General features: G+C 59.6%; 17 protein-coding genes and 1 pseudogene. 5 read left to right on the plus strand and 13 right to left on the minus strand.

Features of this window, described 5'->3' with window-relative positions:
- Positions 1–26: 26 nt before the first annotated feature.
- Both DNK50_RS01940 and DNK50_RS01945 read right to left on the minus strand, forming a co-directional pair.
- Entirely contained in the window at positions 27–1,385 is a 1,359-nt protein-coding gene (locus DNK50_RS01940; protein WP_099585910.1) for a glutamine synthetase family protein, read from the minus strand.
- A gap of 79 nt (positions 1,386–1,464) precedes the next feature.
- The gene (locus tag DNK50_RS01945; RefSeq protein ID WP_099585911.1) at positions 1,465–1,704 is read right to left on the minus strand and encodes a hypothetical protein; all 240 of its coding nucleotides are present in this window, start codon (positions 1,702–1,704) and stop codon (positions 1,465–1,467) included.
- 278 nt (positions 1,705–1,982) lie between these two features.
- Between DNK50_RS01945 and DNK50_RS01950 the strand changes: the two genes are divergently transcribed.
- Both DNK50_RS01950 and DNK50_RS01955 read left to right on the plus strand, forming a co-directional pair.
- On the plus strand, positions 1,983–3,359 hold the full coding sequence (locus DNK50_RS01950) for a glutamine synthetase family protein (protein WP_003213894.1): 1,377 nt from the start codon (positions 1,983–1,985) through the stop codon (positions 3,357–3,359).
- 460 nt (positions 3,360–3,819) lie between these two features.
- Positions 3,820–4,449 (plus strand): TetR/AcrR family transcriptional regulator, encoded by a 630-nt coding sequence (locus DNK50_RS01955; protein WP_112192703.1) that lies wholly within the window; start codon positions 3,820–3,822, stop codon positions 4,447–4,449.
- A gap of 115 nt (positions 4,450–4,564) precedes the next feature.
- Here DNK50_RS01955 and DNK50_RS01960 read toward each other — a convergent pair whose 3' ends face one another.
- The 8 genes from DNK50_RS01960 to DNK50_RS01995 all read right to left on the minus strand — a co-directional run bounded on the left by DNK50_RS01960 (position 4,565) and on the right by DNK50_RS01995 (position 11,881).
- Positions 4,565–4,780, minus strand: coding sequence for a molybdopterin-binding protein (locus DNK50_RS01960; protein WP_003176783.1), 216 nt, complete (start codon positions 4,778–4,780; stop codon positions 4,565–4,567).
- Positions 4,781–4,808: 28 nt separating this feature from the next.
- Entirely contained in the window at positions 4,809–5,615 is an 807-nt protein-coding gene (gene ssuB / locus DNK50_RS01965) for an aliphatic sulfonates ABC transporter ATP-binding protein (RefSeq protein WP_032884247.1), read from the minus strand.
- The gene (gene ssuC / locus DNK50_RS01970) at positions 5,612–6,400 is read right to left on the minus strand and encodes an aliphatic sulfonate ABC transporter permease SsuC (RefSeq protein ID WP_112192704.1); all 789 of its coding nucleotides are present in this window, start codon (positions 6,398–6,400) and stop codon (positions 5,612–5,614) included. Before ssuC ends, ssuB begins: the two co-directional genes overlap by 4 nt.
- Before the next feature lie 9 nt (positions 6,401–6,409).
- On the minus strand, positions 6,410–7,558 hold the full coding sequence (gene ssuD, locus DNK50_RS01975) for an FMNH2-dependent alkanesulfonate monooxygenase (protein ID WP_099585914.1): 1,149 nt from the start codon (positions 7,556–7,558) through the stop codon (positions 6,410–6,412).
- A 25-nt stretch (positions 7,559–7,583) separates the two neighbouring features.
- Positions 7,584–8,552: a sulfonate ABC transporter substrate-binding protein gene (locus DNK50_RS01980; RefSeq protein ID WP_099585915.1), complete on the minus strand. Its 969-nt coding sequence runs from the start codon at positions 8,550–8,552 to the stop codon at positions 7,584–7,586.
- A 93-nt stretch (positions 8,553–8,645) separates the two neighbouring features.
- On the minus strand, positions 8,646–9,239 hold the full coding sequence (ssuE, locus tag DNK50_RS01985; RefSeq protein ID WP_112192705.1) for an NADPH-dependent FMN reductase: 594 nt from the start codon (positions 9,237–9,239) through the stop codon (positions 8,646–8,648).
- A gap of 304 nt (positions 9,240–9,543) precedes the next feature.
- Entirely contained in the window at positions 9,544–10,182 is a 639-nt protein-coding gene (locus tag DNK50_RS01990) for a peroxiredoxin (protein WP_016978988.1), read from the minus strand.
- Positions 10,183–10,474: 292 nt separating this feature from the next.
- Complete coding sequence (locus DNK50_RS01995; RefSeq protein ID WP_112192706.1) at positions 10,475–11,881, minus strand: OprD family porin; 1,407 nt, start codon at positions 11,879–11,881, stop codon at positions 10,475–10,477.
- A 370-nt stretch (positions 11,882–12,251) separates the two neighbouring features.
- Here DNK50_RS01995 and tauA point away from each other — a divergent pair.
- Positions 12,252–12,425 (plus strand): annotated as a pseudogene (gene tauA / locus DNK50_RS29050) (taurine ABC transporter substrate-binding protein); the annotation flags it as partial.
- 172 nt (positions 12,426–12,597) lie between these two features.
- On the opposite strand, the gene argA reads toward tauA, so the two are convergent.
- The gene (gene argA / locus DNK50_RS02005) at positions 12,598–13,899 is read right to left on the minus strand and encodes an amino-acid N-acetyltransferase (protein WP_099585918.1); all 1,302 of its coding nucleotides are present in this window, start codon (positions 13,897–13,899) and stop codon (positions 12,598–12,600) included.
- 135 nt (positions 13,900–14,034) lie between these two features.
- On the minus strand, positions 14,035–15,183 hold the full coding sequence (gene argE, locus DNK50_RS02010) for an acetylornithine deacetylase (protein WP_112192707.1): 1,149 nt from the start codon (positions 15,181–15,183) through the stop codon (positions 14,035–14,037).
- A 158-nt stretch (positions 15,184–15,341) separates the two neighbouring features.
- On the opposite strand from argE, the gene DNK50_RS02015 reads away from it, so the two are divergent.
- Entirely contained in the window at positions 15,342–16,709 is a 1,368-nt protein-coding gene (locus DNK50_RS02015; protein ID WP_099585920.1) for an inorganic triphosphatase, read from the plus strand.
- 83 nt (positions 16,710–16,792) lie between these two features.
- Here DNK50_RS02015 and DNK50_RS02020 read toward each other — a convergent pair whose 3' ends face one another.
- The gene (locus DNK50_RS02020; RefSeq protein WP_112192708.1) at positions 16,793–17,263 is read right to left on the minus strand and encodes an Lrp/AsnC family transcriptional regulator; all 471 of its coding nucleotides are present in this window, start codon (positions 17,261–17,263) and stop codon (positions 16,793–16,795) included.
- Positions 17,264–17,390: 127 nt separating this feature from the next.
- Here DNK50_RS02020 and DNK50_RS02025 point away from each other — a divergent pair, with 127 nt between their 5' ends.
- Positions 17,391–17,729: a hypothetical protein gene (locus tag DNK50_RS02025; RefSeq protein WP_099585921.1), complete on the plus strand. Its 339-nt coding sequence runs from the start codon at positions 17,391–17,393 to the stop codon at positions 17,727–17,729.
- The last annotated feature ends 52 nt before the right edge of the window (positions 17,730–17,781 follow it).

The following is a 17,781-nucleotide window of genomic DNA, read 5'->3' on the forward strand; positions in this document are numbered from 1 at the left end:
ACGGCGCGAGCCGCGCGCCCGGCGCATCAGACGGCGAAGAGCAGGAATTCCCGCTCCCACGAACTGATCACGCGCTTGAAGTTTTCATGCTCGGCCCGCTTGACCGCGACGTAGCCTGTGATGAATTTCTGACCCAGGTATTTCTCGATGGTCTTGCTGTTTTCCATGCGTTCCAGGGCGTCTTCAATGGTCAACGGCAAACGCAGGTTGCGCCGCTCGTAACCACGACCCACCACCGGCGCGCTAGGGTTATGGCCTTCAACCATGCCGATGTAGCCGCACAGCAGACTGGCGGCAATCGCCAGGTACGGGTTGGCGTCGGCGCCCGGCAGGCGGTTTTCAACACGACGGTTCTGCGGGCCGGCATCCGGTACGCGCAGGCCGACGGTGCGGTTTTCTTCGCCCCATTCCACGTTGACCGGCGCCGAGGTGTCGGGCAGGAAGCGGCGGAACGAGTTCACGTTAGGGGCAAACAGTGGCAGCAATTCGGGGATGAATTTCTGCAGGCCGCCAATGTGGTTGAGGAACAGCTGGCTCATGCTCCCGTCTTCATTGGAGAAGACGTTCTTGCCGGTGGCGATGTCGATGATGCTCTGGTGCAGGTGCATCGCGCTGCCGGGCTCGCCGGTCATCGGCTTGGCCATGAAGGTGGCCGCCACGTTGTGCTTGAGCGCGGCTTCGCGCATGGTGCGCTTGAACACCAGGATCTGGTCGGCCAGGGACAGCGCGTCGCCGTGACGGAAGTTGATTTCCATCTGCGCGGTGCCGTCTTCGTGGATCAGGGTGTCGAGGTCCAGCTCCTGCAGTTCGCACCAGTCGTAGACGTCTTCGAACAGTGGATCGAATTCGTTGGCCGCTTCTATAGAGAAGGATTGGCGACCGGTCTCCGGGCGCCCGGAACGACCGATCGGCGGTTGCAACGGGAAGTCCGGGTCTTCGCAGCGTTTGGTCAGGTAGAACTCCATCTCCGGCGCCACAATGGGCTGCCAGCCTTTGTCGGCGTAGAGCTGGAGGACTTTCTTGAGCACGTTGCGCGGCGACAGCTCGATCGGGTTGCCTTGCTTGTCGTAGGTGTCGTGGATCACCTGGGCGGTCGGCTCGATGGCCCACGGCACCAGGAACACCGCGTTCTGGTCGGGGCGGCAGATCATGTCGATGTCGGCCGGGTCGAGCAATTCGTAATAGATGTCGTCTTCGACATAGTCGCCGGTCACGGTCTGCAACAGAACGCTCTCGGGCAGGCGCATGCCTTTTTCGGCGATGAACTTGTTGGTCGGCGAGATCTTGCCCCGGGTGATGCCGGTGAGGTCGCCAATCATGCATTCGACTTCTGTGATCTTGTGGTCTTTCAACCAATCGGTGAGCTGGTCGAGGTTGTTACTCATAAATGCCTCTGGGCTGGGTTTCCTGGCATCCATTAAAGGCCAGGCGTTGGTTGACGCAGCATCCGCGTCGTTTGTTCATTCAGGGTAGGAGCTTACCTGCCATTTGCTGCAGCGTTGCATTCCTCACGCCAAAGTCGTGCACAATCTTGATCGGTTCCTTGAAAAGGCGCCGGTCAGGGGCAGTTGAGGGGGCAAAGAAAAGGTCGGACGGGCCGTCAAGAATATTGGCCGGTGCCGGGGCATTCACGCGGGGCGAACGGACTGCGGACAACGCCTGGCAGAAGCAGGCATAGACGCCGAGTGGCGGCAGGTGAAACATGAAGCACCCCGGTATTATTGCTGTTATGGGTTTGAATCGAGCTTAGCCTTGTTCATTTTTTTACACAACACCCCCGTAAAAAATACAACACGGCCCGCTCAAGCCTGCGATTCCCAAGCCGGTCAAATGCAAAAAACCGCCCCAAAAAGCCCCAAAAAAGGCTTCGCGGCGCTTTTTTAGGGCAAAAAAGGCCTCGCTTGACTTCGGCATGCCGTTCGGGTTGACTGAAACCAGAAAAGATCAATGATTGATATTTTTAACAACAAAGGTGTTGCATCATGTCGGTACCCCCGCGTGCCGTTCAGCTTAACGAAGCGAACGCGTTCCTTAAGGATCATCCTGAGGTTCTGTACGTAGACCTTCTAATTGCGGATATGAATGGTGTGGTGCGCGGCAAGCGCATCGAACGCACCAGCCTCCACAAGGTTTACGAGAAGGGCATTAACCTGCCTGCCTCTTTATTTGCCCTGGATATCAATGGCTCGACGGTGGAAAGCACCGGCCTGGGTCTGGACATCGGTGATGCTGACCGAATCTGTTATCCAATCCCCGATACCCTGTGCAATGAGCCTTGGCAAAAGCGCCCTACCGCGCAACTGCTGATGACCATGCACGAACTTGAAGGTGAACCTTTCTTCGCCGATCCCCGCGAAGTGCTCCGCCAGGTTGTAAGCAAATTTGACGACCTCGGTCTGACCATCTGCGCTGCCTTCGAGCTTGAGTTCTACCTGATCGACCAGGAGAACGTGAACGGCCGCCCACAACCGCCCCGCTCGCCGATCTCCGGCAAACGCCCGCACTCGACACAGGTCTACCTGATCGACGACCTCGACGAATACGTCGACTGCCTCCAGGACATTCTGGAAGGTGCCAAAGAGCAAGGCATCCCGGCCGACGCCATCGTCAAGGAAAGTGCCCCGGCGCAGTTCGAAGTGAACCTGCACCATGTCGCCGACCCGATCAAAGCGTGCGATTACGCGGTACTGCTCAAGCGCCTGATCAAGAACATCGCCTACGACCATGAGATGGACACCACCTTCATGGCCAAGCCTTACCCAGGCCAGGCAGGCAACGGGCTGCACGTTCACATTTCGATCCTGGACAAAGACGGCAAGAACATCTTTGCCAGCGAGGATCCCGAGCAGAACGCCGCATTGCGTCATGCGATCGGCGGTGTGCTGGAGACCCTGCCCGCCCAAATGGCGTTCCTGTGCCCCAACGTCAACTCCTACCGTCGTTTCGGCGCACAGTTCTACGTGCCGAACTCGCCGTGCTGGGGCCTGGACAACCGCACCGTGGCGATTCGCGTACCGACCGGCTCGTCCGATGCCGTACGTATCGAACACCGTGTGGCCGGCGCCGACGCCAACCCTTACCTGCTGATGGCTTCGGTCCTGGCAGGCGTGCACCACGGTCTGACCAACAAGATCGAGCCTGGCGCACCCGTGGAAGGCAACAGCTACGAGCAGAACGAGCAAAGCCTGCCGAACAACCTGCGTGATGCCCTGCGCGAGTTGGACGACAGCGAGGTGATGGCCAAGTACATCGATCCTAAATACATCGATATCTTCGTCGCCTGTAAGGAAAGTGAGCTGGAAGAGTTTGAACACTCCATTTCCGACCTTGAGTACAACTGGTATCTGCATACCGTGTAAGCGGCGGTTGCATTGAAAAAACGCCACAGGCCTTTGGTCTGTGGCGTTTTTTATGGGTTTGTTCCGGGGGACCGAGTCGGCCTTATCGGGGCATGGGCATCTACACAACTTCCGGAGGATGCTCAATCTATGGCAAATGGGCTTTTGTGGTGAGCGGGCTTGTCCCGCGCTGGGCTGCGCAGCAGCCCCAAAACCTTCACCTCGATTGGTTCTGGCACTCTGCGGTGACCTTATTGGGGCTGCTTCGCAGCCCAGCGCGGGACAAGCCCGCTCACCACAGGATTCTGTGTCAGCCTTTAAGAGTTGTGTAGATACTCATGCTTATCGGGGGCAAGCCCCCTCCAACACTTTGAGTGTGTTCACAGATCAAAATGTGGGAGGGGGCTTGCCCCGGATGGCGGTCTGGCAGACAACCCACCTCTGTGCTCATACAATGCCCGCTGCCTTGTAGGAGACTTCCATGACCACCCGCCCCGCCACCCCGCGTAAACCCCGTGCCCGCAGCCAGGCCCGGATCGACGCGATCCTCGACGCCGCCCGCACCCTACTGGCCGCCGAAGGCGTGGCCAGTTTGTCGATCTACAGCGTGGCCGAACGTGCACAGATTCCGCCGTCGTCGGTGTACCACTTTTTCGCCAGCGTACCGGCGTTGCTGCAAGCGTTGACGGCCGATGTGCACGCCGCGTTCCGGGCAGCCATTGAGGCGCCTATCGGGCATGAGCCGCTCAAGCACTGGCGCGACCTGTCCTACGTAATCGAGCAGCGCATGCTCACCATCTACAGCAACGACGCCGCCGCTCGGCAGTTGATCCTGGCCCAGCACGGATTGACCGAAGTGACCCAGGCAGATCGCCAGCACGATCTGGAGTTGGGAGATTTGATGTTGGCGGTGTTCAGCCGGCACTTCGAAGTGCCGACCCTGCCCACCGATGTGGATGTGTTCGCGCTGGCGTTGGAATTGAGTGATCGCGTGTATGCGCGCTCGGTGCATCAGCATGGGCTGATTACGCCGCGCATGGCGGAGGAAGGAATGCGTGTGTTTGATGCTTACGTGGGGCTGTATTTGCCGGCGTACCTGCCCAAGCGTTGAGTCTTGTATTGGCCGATCTGGCCTCATCGGGGGCAAGCCCCCTCCCACATTTTGAGTGTGTTCACAGTTCAACATGTGGGAGGGGGCTTGCCCCCGATGGCGGCCTCAAGACCAATCACAACTTCGCGATCGACACCTCAGTCGACTTCACAAACGCAATCACTTCACTGCCGATCACCAGCTCCAACTCTTTGACCGAGCGCGTGGTGATCACCGAAGTGACGATCCCGGAGGCGGTCTGCACGTCGATTTCCGACAGCACGTCGCCGACTACGATTTCCTTGATGGTGCCTTTGAACTGGTTACGCACGTTGATGGCTTTGATAGTCATGGTGTTTTTCCTTCGCGGGACAAGTGAGTTATTGAGCCCAACGCAATTGCGTAGGCAGCGGTGAAACAGGTTCGGGTTCCGGCGGCGTGCCGGGCAACGACAGCACACGGTTGAGCACTTCGGCTTCCAACGCGGCCAGGCGGTGTGAACCACGGGCACGCGGACGTGGCAGGTCGACGATCAAATCGAGGCCGATTTCGCCGTCTTCGATCAGGATCACCCGGTCGGCAATCGCCACGGCTTCGCTGACGTCGTGGGTCACCAGCAACACGGTGAAGCCGTGCTTCTGCCAGAGGTTTTCGATCAGTTGCTGCATCTCGATGCGGGTCAGGGCATCCAGTGCCCCCAATGGCTCATCGAGCAGCAGCAGGCGCGGTTGATGGATCAGCGCACGCGCCAGGGCAACACGTTGTTTCTGGCCCCCGGACAGCGCTGCTGGCCACTCATTGGCACGCTCGGCCAGGCCGACCGCTTCCAGTGCTTCGAGCGCTTTGGGGCGCCAGTTGCCAGTGAGACCCAGGCCCACGTTGTCGATGATCTTTTTCCACGGCAGCAAACGTGCTTCCTGGAACATCAACCGCGTGTCTTCAATCGCTTCGCTCAGCGGCGCGGAGCCGGCCAGCAGCTCGCCGCCACTGGCTTTGTCCAAGCCGGCCAGCAGGCGCAGCAAGGTACTTTTGCCGCACCCGCTGCGGCCGACCACAGCCACGAACTGGCCCGCCGGAATGTGCAGGTCAATCTCTTTGAGCACTTCCCGTGCGCCGAACGATTTGCGCAATTTGCGCACCGCCAGGGGTATCCCCTTGAGCAGGCGCGGAGGTTGTTGAGCCGTCATGCCGCACCTCCTTTATTCACTTGATACGCCGGATGCCAGCGCAACCACACCCGCTCCAGACCGCGCGCCGCCAGGTCGGCCAGTTTGCCAAGGATCGCGTACATCACGATGGCCAGCACCACCACGTCGGTTTGCAGGAATTCACGGGCGTTCATTGCCAGGTAGCCGATGCCCGAGCTGGCAGAGATGGTTTCCGCCACGATCAGCGTCAACCACATAAAGCCCAGGGCAAAACGCACACCCACCAAAATCGAAGGCAGCGCGCCCGGCAGGATCACTTGCCAGAACAGGCTGAAACCGGACAAACCGTAACTGCGCGACATTTCCACGAGCGCCGGGTCGACGTTGCGGATGCCGTGATAGGTGTTCAGGTAGATCGGGAACAATGTGCCGAGGGCGACCAGGAAAATCTTCGCGGTCTCGTCAATCCCGAACCACAGGATCACCAGCGGAATCAGCGCCAGGTGCGGCACGTTGCGGATCATCTGCACCGAGCTGTCCAGCAGGCGTTCGCCCCACTTTGACAGGCCGGTGATAAACCCCAGCGCCAGGCCGATGCTGCCGCCGATCACAAAGCCCAGGCCGGCGCGCCAGCCACTGATGGCCAGGTGCGTCCAGATTTCGCCACTGGCAACCAAGTGGACACCGGCTTCAATCACCGCACTGGGTGCCGGCAGAATGCGCGTCGACAACCAACCCGCCGACACCGACAACTGCCACACCGCCAGCAATAGAATCGGCAGCACCCAGGGAGCTACGCGATGGCTCAATTTTTCAAGGTTCATAACGCCGCCTCAGCTCTGTGACGCAGCTTTGGGAAGGATGTCGTTGGCGACCATTTCGCCGAACGGGCTCACGTAACCGGCGCTTTTCGGCAGCTCGGGACGTTCGATGTCCAGGTGCGGAAACAGCAGTTCAGCCACGCGATACGACTCTTCCAGGTGTGGGTAGCCGGAGAAGATAAAGGTGTCGATGCCCAGCGCGGCGTACTCCTTGACCCGCGCCGCAACCGTTGGGCCATCGCCCACCAAAGCAGTGCCCGCACCACCGCGTACCAGGCCGACACCGGCCCACAGGTTGGGGCTGACTTCGAGGTTGTCGCGGTTGCCGCCGTGCAAGGCGGCCATGCGTTGCTGGCCGACCGAATCGAAGCGCGCCAGGGAAGCCTGGGCGCGGGCGATGGTGTCGTCATCCAGATGGGAGATCAGTTTGTCGGCGGCTTTCCAGGCTTCATCGTTGGTTTCGCGCACGATCACATGCAGGCGAATGCCGAAGCGCACGGTGCGCCCGAGTTTCGCGGCCTTGGCGCGTACCTGTTCAATCTTTTCTGCGACGGCGGCCGGGGGCTCGCCCCAGGTCAGCACCATTTCCACCTGTTCGGCGGCGAGGTCCTGGGCGGCTTCGGAAGAACCGCCGAAGTACAGCGGCGGACGCGGTTGCTGGATCGGCGGATAGAGCAATTTGGCGCCTTTGACGCTGATGTGCTCGCCGTCGTAATCCACGGTTTCGCCTTCCAGCACACGGCGCCAGATGCGAGTGAATTCCACCGACGCCTGGTAGCGTTCCTCGTGAGTGAGAAACAAGCCATCGCCGGCCAATTCTTCCGGATCACCACCGGTGACCAGGTTGAACAACGCACGGCCGCCGGACAGGCGATCCAGGGTCGCAGCCTGACGCGCCGCCACCGTCGGGGAAATGATCCCGGGGCGCAGGGCAACAAGGAATTTCAGACGCTGGGTCACCGGGATCAGCGAGGCGGCCACCAGCCACGAGTCTTCGCAGGAGCGTCCGGTGGGGATCAACACCCCGCCGAAGCCCAGGCGATCAGCGGCCTGGGCCACTTGCTGCAAATAACCGTGGTCGACGGCGCGAGCGCCTTCGGCGGTGCCAAGGTAATGGCCGTCGCCGTGGGTAGGCAGGAACCAGAAAATATTGAGGCTCATGGAGTTGTCTCCTGAAGAAGTCGAATTACGGCGCTTTGGCCACAGCGGCGGGTGGCGTCCAGATCACGTCCTTGATGCTCAAGGGCTTGGGGATCAATTTGAGTTGGTAGAAGGTATCGGCGATTTTCTGCTGGGCGGCGACCACCTCAGGGGTCAGAAACAGCGCGCCGTAGCCTTGGCGTTTCACCGAGGTCAGGGTGATGTCCGCCGGCAGGCCAAGCAGGGGCGCAACTTGTTCAGTCACTTCCTGTGGGTTGGCCTTGGACCATTCGCCCACGGCACGCACTTCTTCAATCAGCGCCTTGACCACTTCAGGGTGCTGCTCGGCGTAGGGTTTGGTCGCCAGGTAGAACTGATGGTTGTCGGCGATGCCGCTGCCGTCGCGCAGGGTGCGGGCTTGCAGTTGTTTCTCGGCGGCGGCCTGGTATGGGTCCCAGATCACCCAGGCATCTACGCTGCCACGTTCGAATGCGGCGCGGGCATCGGCGGGCGGCAGGAACACCGTCTGCACGTCGGTGTATTTGAGGCCGGCGTCTTCCAGTGCACGAACCAGCAGGTAGTGCACGTTGGAGCCTTTGTTGAGCACGATTTTCTTGCCCTTGAGCTCGGCCACCGATTTGATCGTCGAGTCTTTCGGCACCAGGATCGCTTCACTGGTCGGCGCTGGCGGCTCGTAGGCCACGTAGAGCAGATCGGCACCTGCCGCCTGGGCGAACACCGGTGGGGTTTCGCCGGTAACGCCGAAGTCGATGGAGCCGACGTTCAGGCCCTCAAGCAATTGCGGGCCGCCCGGAAACTCGGTCCATTGCACCTGCACGCCTTGGGCGGCCAGGCGTTTTTCCAGGGTGCCCTTGGCCTTGAGCAGCACCAGGGTGCCGTACTTCTGATAACCGATCCGCAGGGTCTCGGCGGCTTGAGCTTGAACAATGGCGCCGAAGGACACAGCCGCAGCAAACAGTGCGACCAGACCACGACGCAAGATGACAGTGCGCATGGCGCTCTCTCCAAATATGCGATTAGGGTTTTGGCTGCACCTGCTTGGCCGTTGGCGGCTGAGTAAGGTGAGTGTTTCTTAAAGGGGTAAGGCTCAGATGCTCCAGCGAGCAGTCAACAAACGGTCATTCAACACATGGGGGTCCAGCGGTTTCGGGCGACGGGCCATGGCGCTGTAGAGCTGCTCCAGCGACTCATGCAAACGGTGTTCGAGCACAGGCACCAGTTGCGCCTGAGCGCTGCCTTCGGCGTAGGCGATCTGGCTGTCTTCGGCAAAAATGCCGTGGAGCAATTCCTGGGCTTTCAACGCCGACAGCACCGGTTTGAGCGCGTAGTCCACGGCCAGCATATGGGCGATGCTGCCACCGGTGGCCATCGGCAAAACGATCTTGTGGGCCAGGGCGCGTTCAGGCAGCAGGTCGAGCACGGTTTTCAATGCACCCGAGAACGACGCCTTGTACACCGGCGTGGCGATCACCAGGCCATCCGCATTAGCCACCTGTTGCAGCAGGTCGATGACCTTGGGGCTGTCGAAGCGCGCATGCAGCAAGTCTTCGGCCGGGAAGTCCCGTATCTGGTAACTCACCACTTCAACGCCTTTGTCTTGCAACCATTGACGGGTTTTTTCCAGCAAGACCCCGGAGCGGGAACGCTGGCTGGGACTGCCTCCAAGTGTTACGACCAACATGCAGGAATTCCTTGAGCTAGTGCCGGCGGTTCGCTGTGTGGCGATGGCGCCAATATGTGACAGACCTTATCAGCAGATTTATATATCTATAAATCTTATTTTTTCATTTGTTTATTCTTTAAATGCATATGCGAGTTATAAACCGCCAGGCGAAAAAAAAGGCCGTCGAAACGGCCTGAAAACCCCTGCTGTGATTCACTTTCGAAGGTGTTGCATTGACCGACACCATCGGGGGCAAGCCCCCTCCCACAGGAGAACGCGGTCAACTGTGGGAGGGGGCTTGCCCCCGATGGCTATATCCGCTTCAACGATTGGGTTGCGGGGTGAGCCGCAGGTACGGCTTCACAGCGCGATAGCCCTTGGGAAAGCGCTTCTTGATCTCTTCCTCATCCTTGAGCGACGGCACAATCACCACTTCATCACCGTCCTGCCAGTTGGCGGGGGTGGCGACCTTGTGGTTGTCGGTCAGCTGCAGCGAGTCGATGACCCGCAGGATTTCGTGGAAGTTACGCCCGGTGCTGGCCGGGTATGTGATGGTCAGGCGAATCTTTTTGTTCGGGTCGATCACGAACAAGGAGCGCACGGTGAGGGTGTCACTGGCGTTCGGGTGGATCAGGTCGTAGAGGTCCGAGACCTTGCGGTCGGCGTCGGCCAGGATCGGGAAGTTGACAATAGTGTTCTGGGTTTCGTTGATGTCTTCGATCCACTTGTGGTGCGAATCCACCGGGTCGACCGACAGGGCGATGGCCTTGACGCCGCGCTGGGCGAACTCGTCCTTGAGCTTGGCGGTAAAACCCAGCTCGGTGGTGCACACCGGGGTGAAGTCCGCCGGGTGGGAAAACAACACACCCCAGCTATCGCCCAACCATTCGTGGAAACGAATCTTGCCGGCGCTGGAATCCTGTTCGAAGTCGGGGGCGATATCGCCCAGTCTTAGGCTCATGGTGTGGCTCCTGATGAGTGCTTATGGAGCCCACTGTGCATGGATTGTGGATGATTTAAAAAGAATAAATATCGATTTATCTAGACGATATAGGAATATTAAAAAAGGGTTCATTGGACGCGGCAAAGAGTGAGGCGCACCATCGGCTCCAAGGTTCGAGAAGGCCTTGAGACGCTGTACAAAGAGGGGTTCAGGAAGGGCTTGCGGGGGTTTAGCCCGACTTGAAAGCAAGACACCTTGCCCGGCGTTGCGCCGGGCAAGGTTTTTACAGTCTTACAACAACTTCACGCTACTAGAACAGTGGCAGCGAGTAGCTGACGATCAGACGGTTTTCGTCCTGATTGCGCTGGCCGGCAATGTCGTTGCGCCACATGGCGTTTTTCCAGGCTACGCCAACGTTCTTCAGCGGACCTTGTGGCACGACGTAGGCAACAGTGATGTCACGTTCCCACTCGCTCGCGCCGTTGGAGTTCACAGTAGGTTGCGGCGTTGTAGAGCCGACCTTGCCGGCAGTGTCGATGTTATCGCCACGCAGGTAAACCACACCGGCGGTCAGGCCAGGCACGCCAACCTTGGCGAAGTCATAAGCGTAGCGAGCTTGCCAGGTGCGTTCGCCAGCGCGAGCGAACTTGGCGATCTGCATGTCAGTGGTCAGATAGGCCGACGCACCGTCGCCCTGGTTCAGGAACGGGAAGTCACTGTTGCCGTTGCTGGCCTGGTAACCGCCACCGAAGGTGTGACCTTCAACGGTGTACAGAAACAAGCCGCTGTACAGGTTGTTGTCGACTTTACCTTTGGTGATGTTGTTACCGGCGGCGTTAGTACCGTAGTCACCGCTGGTGTAGTAGGTGGCGTCGTTGCTGTTGTTACCGTCAGAGCGGCTATTGAAGTAGCGCAAGTCGGTTTTCAACACGCCAGGACCGATGGCCCAGTTGTGCAGCAGGCCCAGGAAGTGTTGCTTGTAGAACTGATCCAGGTTGCCGTAGTAGTACTGGGCAGTCAGGTCTTTGGTGATTTTGTAGTCACCACCGGCGTAATAGAACTTGTTGCTGTCGCGGCCAGAGGCCGTACGACCGTTGGCACCTGCGATAGACAGGTTTTCAACGTTGCTGGAGTTACGACCCTTGGCCTTTTCGATCTGACCCGCTACCAGCGTGAAGTCCTTGATATCGTTGGTAGTAATCTGGCCACCCTGGAAGGTTTGCGGCAGCAGACGACCATCGTTGGTCACCAGAACCGGCAGCTTTGGCTGCAGCGTGCCCAGCTTCAATTCGGTCTGGGAGATCTTGGCTTTGGCAGTCAGGCCCAGGCTGGAGTAGTTATCAACAGCTTCGCCGTTGGACTTGCTCGGGAAAACCGTGCCGCCGTAAGAACCAGCGTTGCCGGTCGAAGGTTTAGTGGCACCGTTGGTGCCGCCGCCCGAATCCAGACGCACGCCCAGCAGGCCGATAGCGTCAAGACCAAAGCCTACGGTGCCTTGGGTGTAACCGGAGATGAAGCGCAGGTCGAAAGCTTGGCCCCACTCTTCCGACTTGTTCTGCGCGCCGGCCGCTTTGGTAGCGCCATCACGGTTATCAGTATTGATATAGAAGTTACGCAGCCCCAGTGTGGCCTTGCTGTCTTCGATAAAACCGGCAGCGCCTGCTTGCTGGGCGATCGCGCCCAAAGCTACAGCCAAAGCCAAGGTGGACTTATTCATGTACCGCTCCTCTCATTTCTAATTTTTGTATTTCTTCGGTCTCGGGTCTGACGCCCTAGATCCACAGATGCGCGATTACCACCGGATAGTGACTGACAAGTCAATCGTAACCTTGTGTGTCTACTACCTTCGTCTAATCGCAGTTGATTTGGTCCCTGCAGGGTAATGAGTTTTTCATACACCCAAAAAGAATTATTTCATTCTTTTTCATACGATCCAGGAATAAGCCTTTGCATGATTCGGACAGGTCAGGGTAGACCAGCCGCTCCATAAGCTAATTCCTAAAGGGTATTTGTTAGCGCTTTTTTAGATCGATTAGTGTGATCGCTCTGTTGCATACGTCACCCACGATCAAAAAGGCGACGCCATCATGGCCAAACGCATATCCTCCCGTCAATTTGTTACAGTTTTTGTGTCACTAATAATTTCTTGTGCTGTCCAAGCCGCCGATTTGACCATCGGCAACCTCGGTTCCAGCCCGCTGGCAGCAGCTGACTCGCGCAATCTCCCCATCGTCGCGTTCATCGTATCGGCGCAAATCAATATATTCGGCCTTCGTGACCGACAAATTCGCCAAGGAATAAATGCGCTCAAACATGTGGGAGGGGGCTTGCCCCCGATGGCGGTGTATCAGTCGCTCATTAGTTCACTGACACTCCCTCATCGGGGGCAAGCCCCCTCCCACATTTGGATCCTCAGCGCGTTGAAGATCAGGCTTACAGCGCCTTTTCGAAGATCTTCGAATTACGCTGGTAGTTGTACAGCGACGCCCGCGCCGACGGCAGCCGGTCGACGGTACTCGGTACAAAACCACGCTCACGGAACCAGTGAGCGGTACGGGTGGTGAGGACGAACAAGGTTTTCAAGCCTTGGGCCCGGGCACGGGTTTCAATGCGTTCGAGCAACTCATCACCACGCCCGCCATGGCGATACTCCGGGTTCACCGCCAGGCACGCCAACTCACCCGCATCCGAATCGGCAATCTGATACAGCGCCGCACAGGCGATGATCATGCCTTCGCGCTCGACCACGCTGAACTGCTCGATCTCACGCTCCAGCACTTCCCGCGAACGGCGTACCAGGATGCCTTGTTCTTCCAGCGGGCTGATCAGGTCGAGCAAACCACCGACGTCTTCAATCGCCGCCTCGCGCACCAGTTCGAATTGCTCCTGGGCCACCAAGGTGCCGCCGCCATCGCGGGTAAACAGCTCGGTGAGCAGCGCGCCATCTTCGGCGTAGCTGACGATATGGCTGCGCCCTACCCCGCCCCGGCAAGCCTCGGCCGCCGCGTCAAGCAGCTCGGCCTGGTAGTTGCTGCTACCCAGGCGTTGCAGGTGAGCCGGCACTTGTTGCGGACGCAGTTCGCGCACCAACCGGCCATTTTCATCGATCAGGCCCAGGTCGGCGCCGAACAGCAGCAGTTTGTCGGCACCCAGGTCGATGGCGGCGCGGGTGGCGACGTCTTCGCAGGCCAGGTTGAAGATCTCACCGGTGGGCGAGTAACCCAATGGCGATAGCAGCACGATGGATCGCTCGTCCAGCAAGCGGTTGATGCCCTTGCGGTCGACCCGACGCACTTCGCCGGTGTGGTGGTAATCGACGCCTTCGAGCACGCCGATCGGACGCGCCGTGACGAGGTTGCCGCTGGCCACCCGCAGGCGCGAACCCTGCATCGGCGATGAGGCCATGTCCATCGACAAGCGCGCTTCAATAGCGATACGCAAGTGGCCGACCGCGTCAATCACACACTCCAGCGTCGGCGCGTCGGTGATGCGCATGCCTTCGTGATAAGCCGGGACCAGGCCACGTGCTTCAAGGCGCGCTTCGATTTGTGGGCGCGACCCATGAACCAGCACCAGCCGCACGCCCAGGCTGTGGAGCAGCACCAGGTCGTGGACGATATTGCCGAAGTTGGGATGGTCCACACCGTCGCCAGGCAGCATGACTACAAAGGTGCAGTCGCGGTGAGCGTTGATGTAGGGCGAAGCGTGACGAAGCCAATTGACGTATTCGGGCATAACACCTGGGCCTGTAATAAAAAGCAGCCAAAAAAGGAAGGATCGTGAAAACGCACAGCGGGCTGATGGTTATCGTCGGAACAGGCTTGGCGACACGCTCGCTCTCCTTCTATGTACGAACAGGCAGGGGTTAATTTATGCAGGTTTCAGGCAGTAATGTTCGATCAGTTCCCGCAATAGACGCACTGTAGGCGTCAAGCGTGACATTTCGAGGTATTCGCCCGGCTGGTGGGCGCAGGCGATATCGCCGGGGCCGAGCACCAGGGTTTCACAACCAAGGCGCTGAAGATAAGGCGCTTCGGTGCCGAACGCCACTGCTTCGGCAAGATGACCGGTCAATCGTTGCGCAACCCGCACCAGCTCGGCATCTTCCGGTTGTTCAAACGGCGGCACTTCGGGGAACAGCGGCGCGTAGTCAATCTTCACCTGATGCCGTTCGGCCAGGGGTTCGAGCTTCTGCCGGATGGCGGCGCGCAACACCCCGGGATCCATACCCGGCAAGGGCCGCAGGTCAAACTCCAGGGAGCACTGGCCGCAAATGCGGTTGGGGTTGTCGCCGCCGTGGATACAACCGAAGTTCATGGTCGGTTGCGGCACGCTGAACTGCGGGTTGCGGTACTCGCGCTGCCAGAGCAGACGCAGGCCACGCAGTTCGCCGATGGCATCGTGCATGGCTTCAAGGGCGCTGTGGCCCAGGCTGGGGTCCGACGAATGGCCACTACGCCCAAGAATGTCGATGCGCTCCATCATCACGCCTTTGTGCAGACGGATCGGCTTGAGCCCCGTGGGCTCGCCGATCACCGCCGCGCGGCCCAGCGGGCGCCCCGCTTCGGCCAGCGCACGGGCACCGGACATGGAGCTTTCTTCATCGCAGGTGGCGAGGATCAGCAACGGTTGCTTGAAGGGTTGGTCCAGCAACGGCAACACCGCCTCGATGGCCAGGGCGAAAAAGCCCTTCATGTCACAACTGCCCAATCCTACCCAGCGGCCGTCGACTTCCGTCAGTTTGAGCGGATCGGTTTTCCACAGCGCGGCGTCATAAGGGACCGTGTCGCTATGACCGGCCAGCACCAGCCCACCAGGGCCACTGCCGAAGCTGGCCAGCAAGTTGAACTTGCCGGGGCTGACTTGCTGGATGTCGATGGCGAAACCCAGGTCCCCCAGCCAACTGGCGAGCAAATCGATCACCGGGCGGTTGGTCTGGTCGAGAGACGCTTGGGTGCAACTGACCGAGGGCGCTGCAATCAAGGCGGCGAACTGCTCTTTCATGGACGGTAACGGCATGCGCGGTCTCTCAACTTCCCGGATGAGCCCCACTATAGAGCCATCTGCACGACACAATAAACCGTTGCGGCACGTTGCCGGGCTCAGTCCTGTACACTGCACGACCTTGGCAGCCACACTTTTCCCCGGCTGCGCTCCCGATCCTGGATTTTCCGGCCATGCAGAAAGAAACCGAAATCAAGCTCCGCGTCAGCCGCGAAACACTCGCCGCGCTGCGTGAGCACCCGTTACTGAAAAAACGCAACAAAAGTGGCTGGGAACGCCGTGAGTTGATGAACCAGTACTTTGACACCCCCGAGCGCGACCTGGCCCAGGCCAAAGTCGCCCTGCGCCTGCGCAAGGACGGTGACGAGATCATCCAGACCCTCAAGACCCGTGGCCAGAGCATCGCCGGCTTGTCGGAACGCAACGAGTACAACTGGGACCTGCCCAAAGCCAAGCTCGACGTGAAGAAGCTCGACGGCGAATGCTGGCCCGAGCAACTGTCCGAGCTGGACAAAAAGACCCTCAAGCCGATCTTCACCACCGACTTCGTGCGTGAACGCGCCGAAATCGCCTGGGGTCGCGGCAAGGCCAAAGTTGTGATCGAAGCCGCCCTGGACCTGGGCCACGTGGTGGTCGGCAAGCAGAAAGAAGAAATCTGCGAGCTGGAACTGGAACTGCGCGAAGGCGAACCGGCGGCCCTGCTGGAGCTGGCCGCCGAGCTGGCCGCGACCCTGGCCCTGATGCCCTGCGATATCAGCAAGGCCGAGCGCGGCTACCGTCTTTATGACGCCAGCAGCTACTCCCTGAGCCTGCCGGCGCCGCAGATCCACGCCGAAATGCCGCTGGACGATGCCTTCGCCGCGATCATGTGGCACCTGCTGGGCAGCAGCCAGCGCCTGGCTGAGCAATACCGTTTCAATGGCCACTGGCGCCTGCTGCAAGACTGGGTCGACAACCTCGGCGAACTGCGCGCCCTGATCGGCAGTCTCGGCCAGGCCGCACCGCGTCAATCCACCAGCGAACTGCGCAGCGTACTCGATGCGTTGCTGGAAGACTGGCGCCCGCTGGTCCAGGCCGGTGACGACGATGAAGACATCCGCAAAGCTGCGCCGGAGCAGTTCGTCGAAGAATTGGACGACGTGCGCTGGGGCCTGTTCTCACTGAACCTGTCGCGCTGGCTGCTGGCTCGCACCTGGACTGCCGACCGCAACGTGCGTGGCAACCGCCAGGGCGCCGCGCAGATCACCAACTGGCTGCCGCGCCTGCTGGCCGAGGACGCCGTCGCCCTGCAACTGCCACGCTACCAGCAGCAGCCGGAAGACCTGGCCGAGCAACTGCCGCGTATCGAACGCATCCAGGCGTGGCTGCACCATGCACGCCAGGTGGTGGACATTCCGGAGCTGGACCGCTTGTACGGCGAGCTGAACAAGTTGGCGCAACTGGCCAACCAGCCGATTACCGATGAGTCGCTGGATGCGCGGATGCACCAGGCAATTGCGGTGTATCAGAATCGGGCCTGGAAGACCCTGCTGCGTCTGTAAGATCGCTATCGCGGCAAGCCCGCTCCCACATTGGAATGCATTCTCCTGTGGGAGCCGGGCTTGCCCGCGATGAGCCTTCCCTGTCAGCGCAATACTGGCAGGCTGGTGGTGGACTTGATCTCCGACAACGCCACAATCGAGTTGACCTCCTGAATCCCCGGCACCATCGACAACTTCTCAAAGAAAAACCGCTCGTACGCCTCGATGTCCGACGTCACGATGCGCAGCAGAAAATCCACCGCCCCCATCAGCACATAACACTCCAATACTTCTGGAAAGCCGCGAATCGCGTCGGTGAACTCAGTGAAGTTGGATCGGCCGTGGGCGTTGAGTTTGACCTCGGCAAAAATCTGCGTGTTGAGGCCAATCTTCTTGCGATCCAACAGCGTCACCTGGCCGCGGATAACCCCCTCATCCTTGAGCCGCTGAATACGCCGCCAGCATGGCGATTGGGACAATCCCACCTGTTCGGCGATCTGTGCGCTGGAGAGCGAAGCGTCCTCTTGCAACAGGGCCAGGATGCGACGGTCGTAGACGTCCAACTCGCTGTGCATAAAAATACCTTTCACTTTCGTAATATTGAATTGATTTATTCGATTTCGCGCATATAACGCCCATCTTAGATAAGAAATCTCCGTTGGCGAATGTAAAAATTCCTCCAGTCGAATCTGGAGAGTCAGCATGCACGCCGTCGAAACCACTCACCCTGCTGCCCGCGTCGATGCGTGGGCTGTCACCAGCGCTCATTGCGAGGCGCATTACCAGATCGTCGCCGAGGCGGAGCCTGATGTGTTGTGCCGGGTACTCAACTACTTTGCGCTGCAATTCCTGACCCCTCGGCACGTCAGCGTGAACCGGGAAGACGACCTGCTGAGCATCGATATCGTGATCGATGGTTTGAGCTGGCATCGGGCCCAGGTCATCGGTGAAAAGATTCGAAACCTGATCAGCGTGTGTGCGCTGGACCTGTGGCCGGCTGATTGCGTGGGGCCTGCGGCGATGGTTGCAGCCGCTCAGTAAAGACCTGCAACACACGCTGGGAGGAGGAAATCCAGGGGCTGGCTAGCCTGAA

The organism is Pseudomonas sp. LG1E9 (assembly GCF_003290225.1).
GTDB lineage: Bacteria > Pseudomonadota > Gammaproteobacteria > Pseudomonadales > Pseudomonadaceae > Aquipseudomonas > Aquipseudomonas cyclaminis.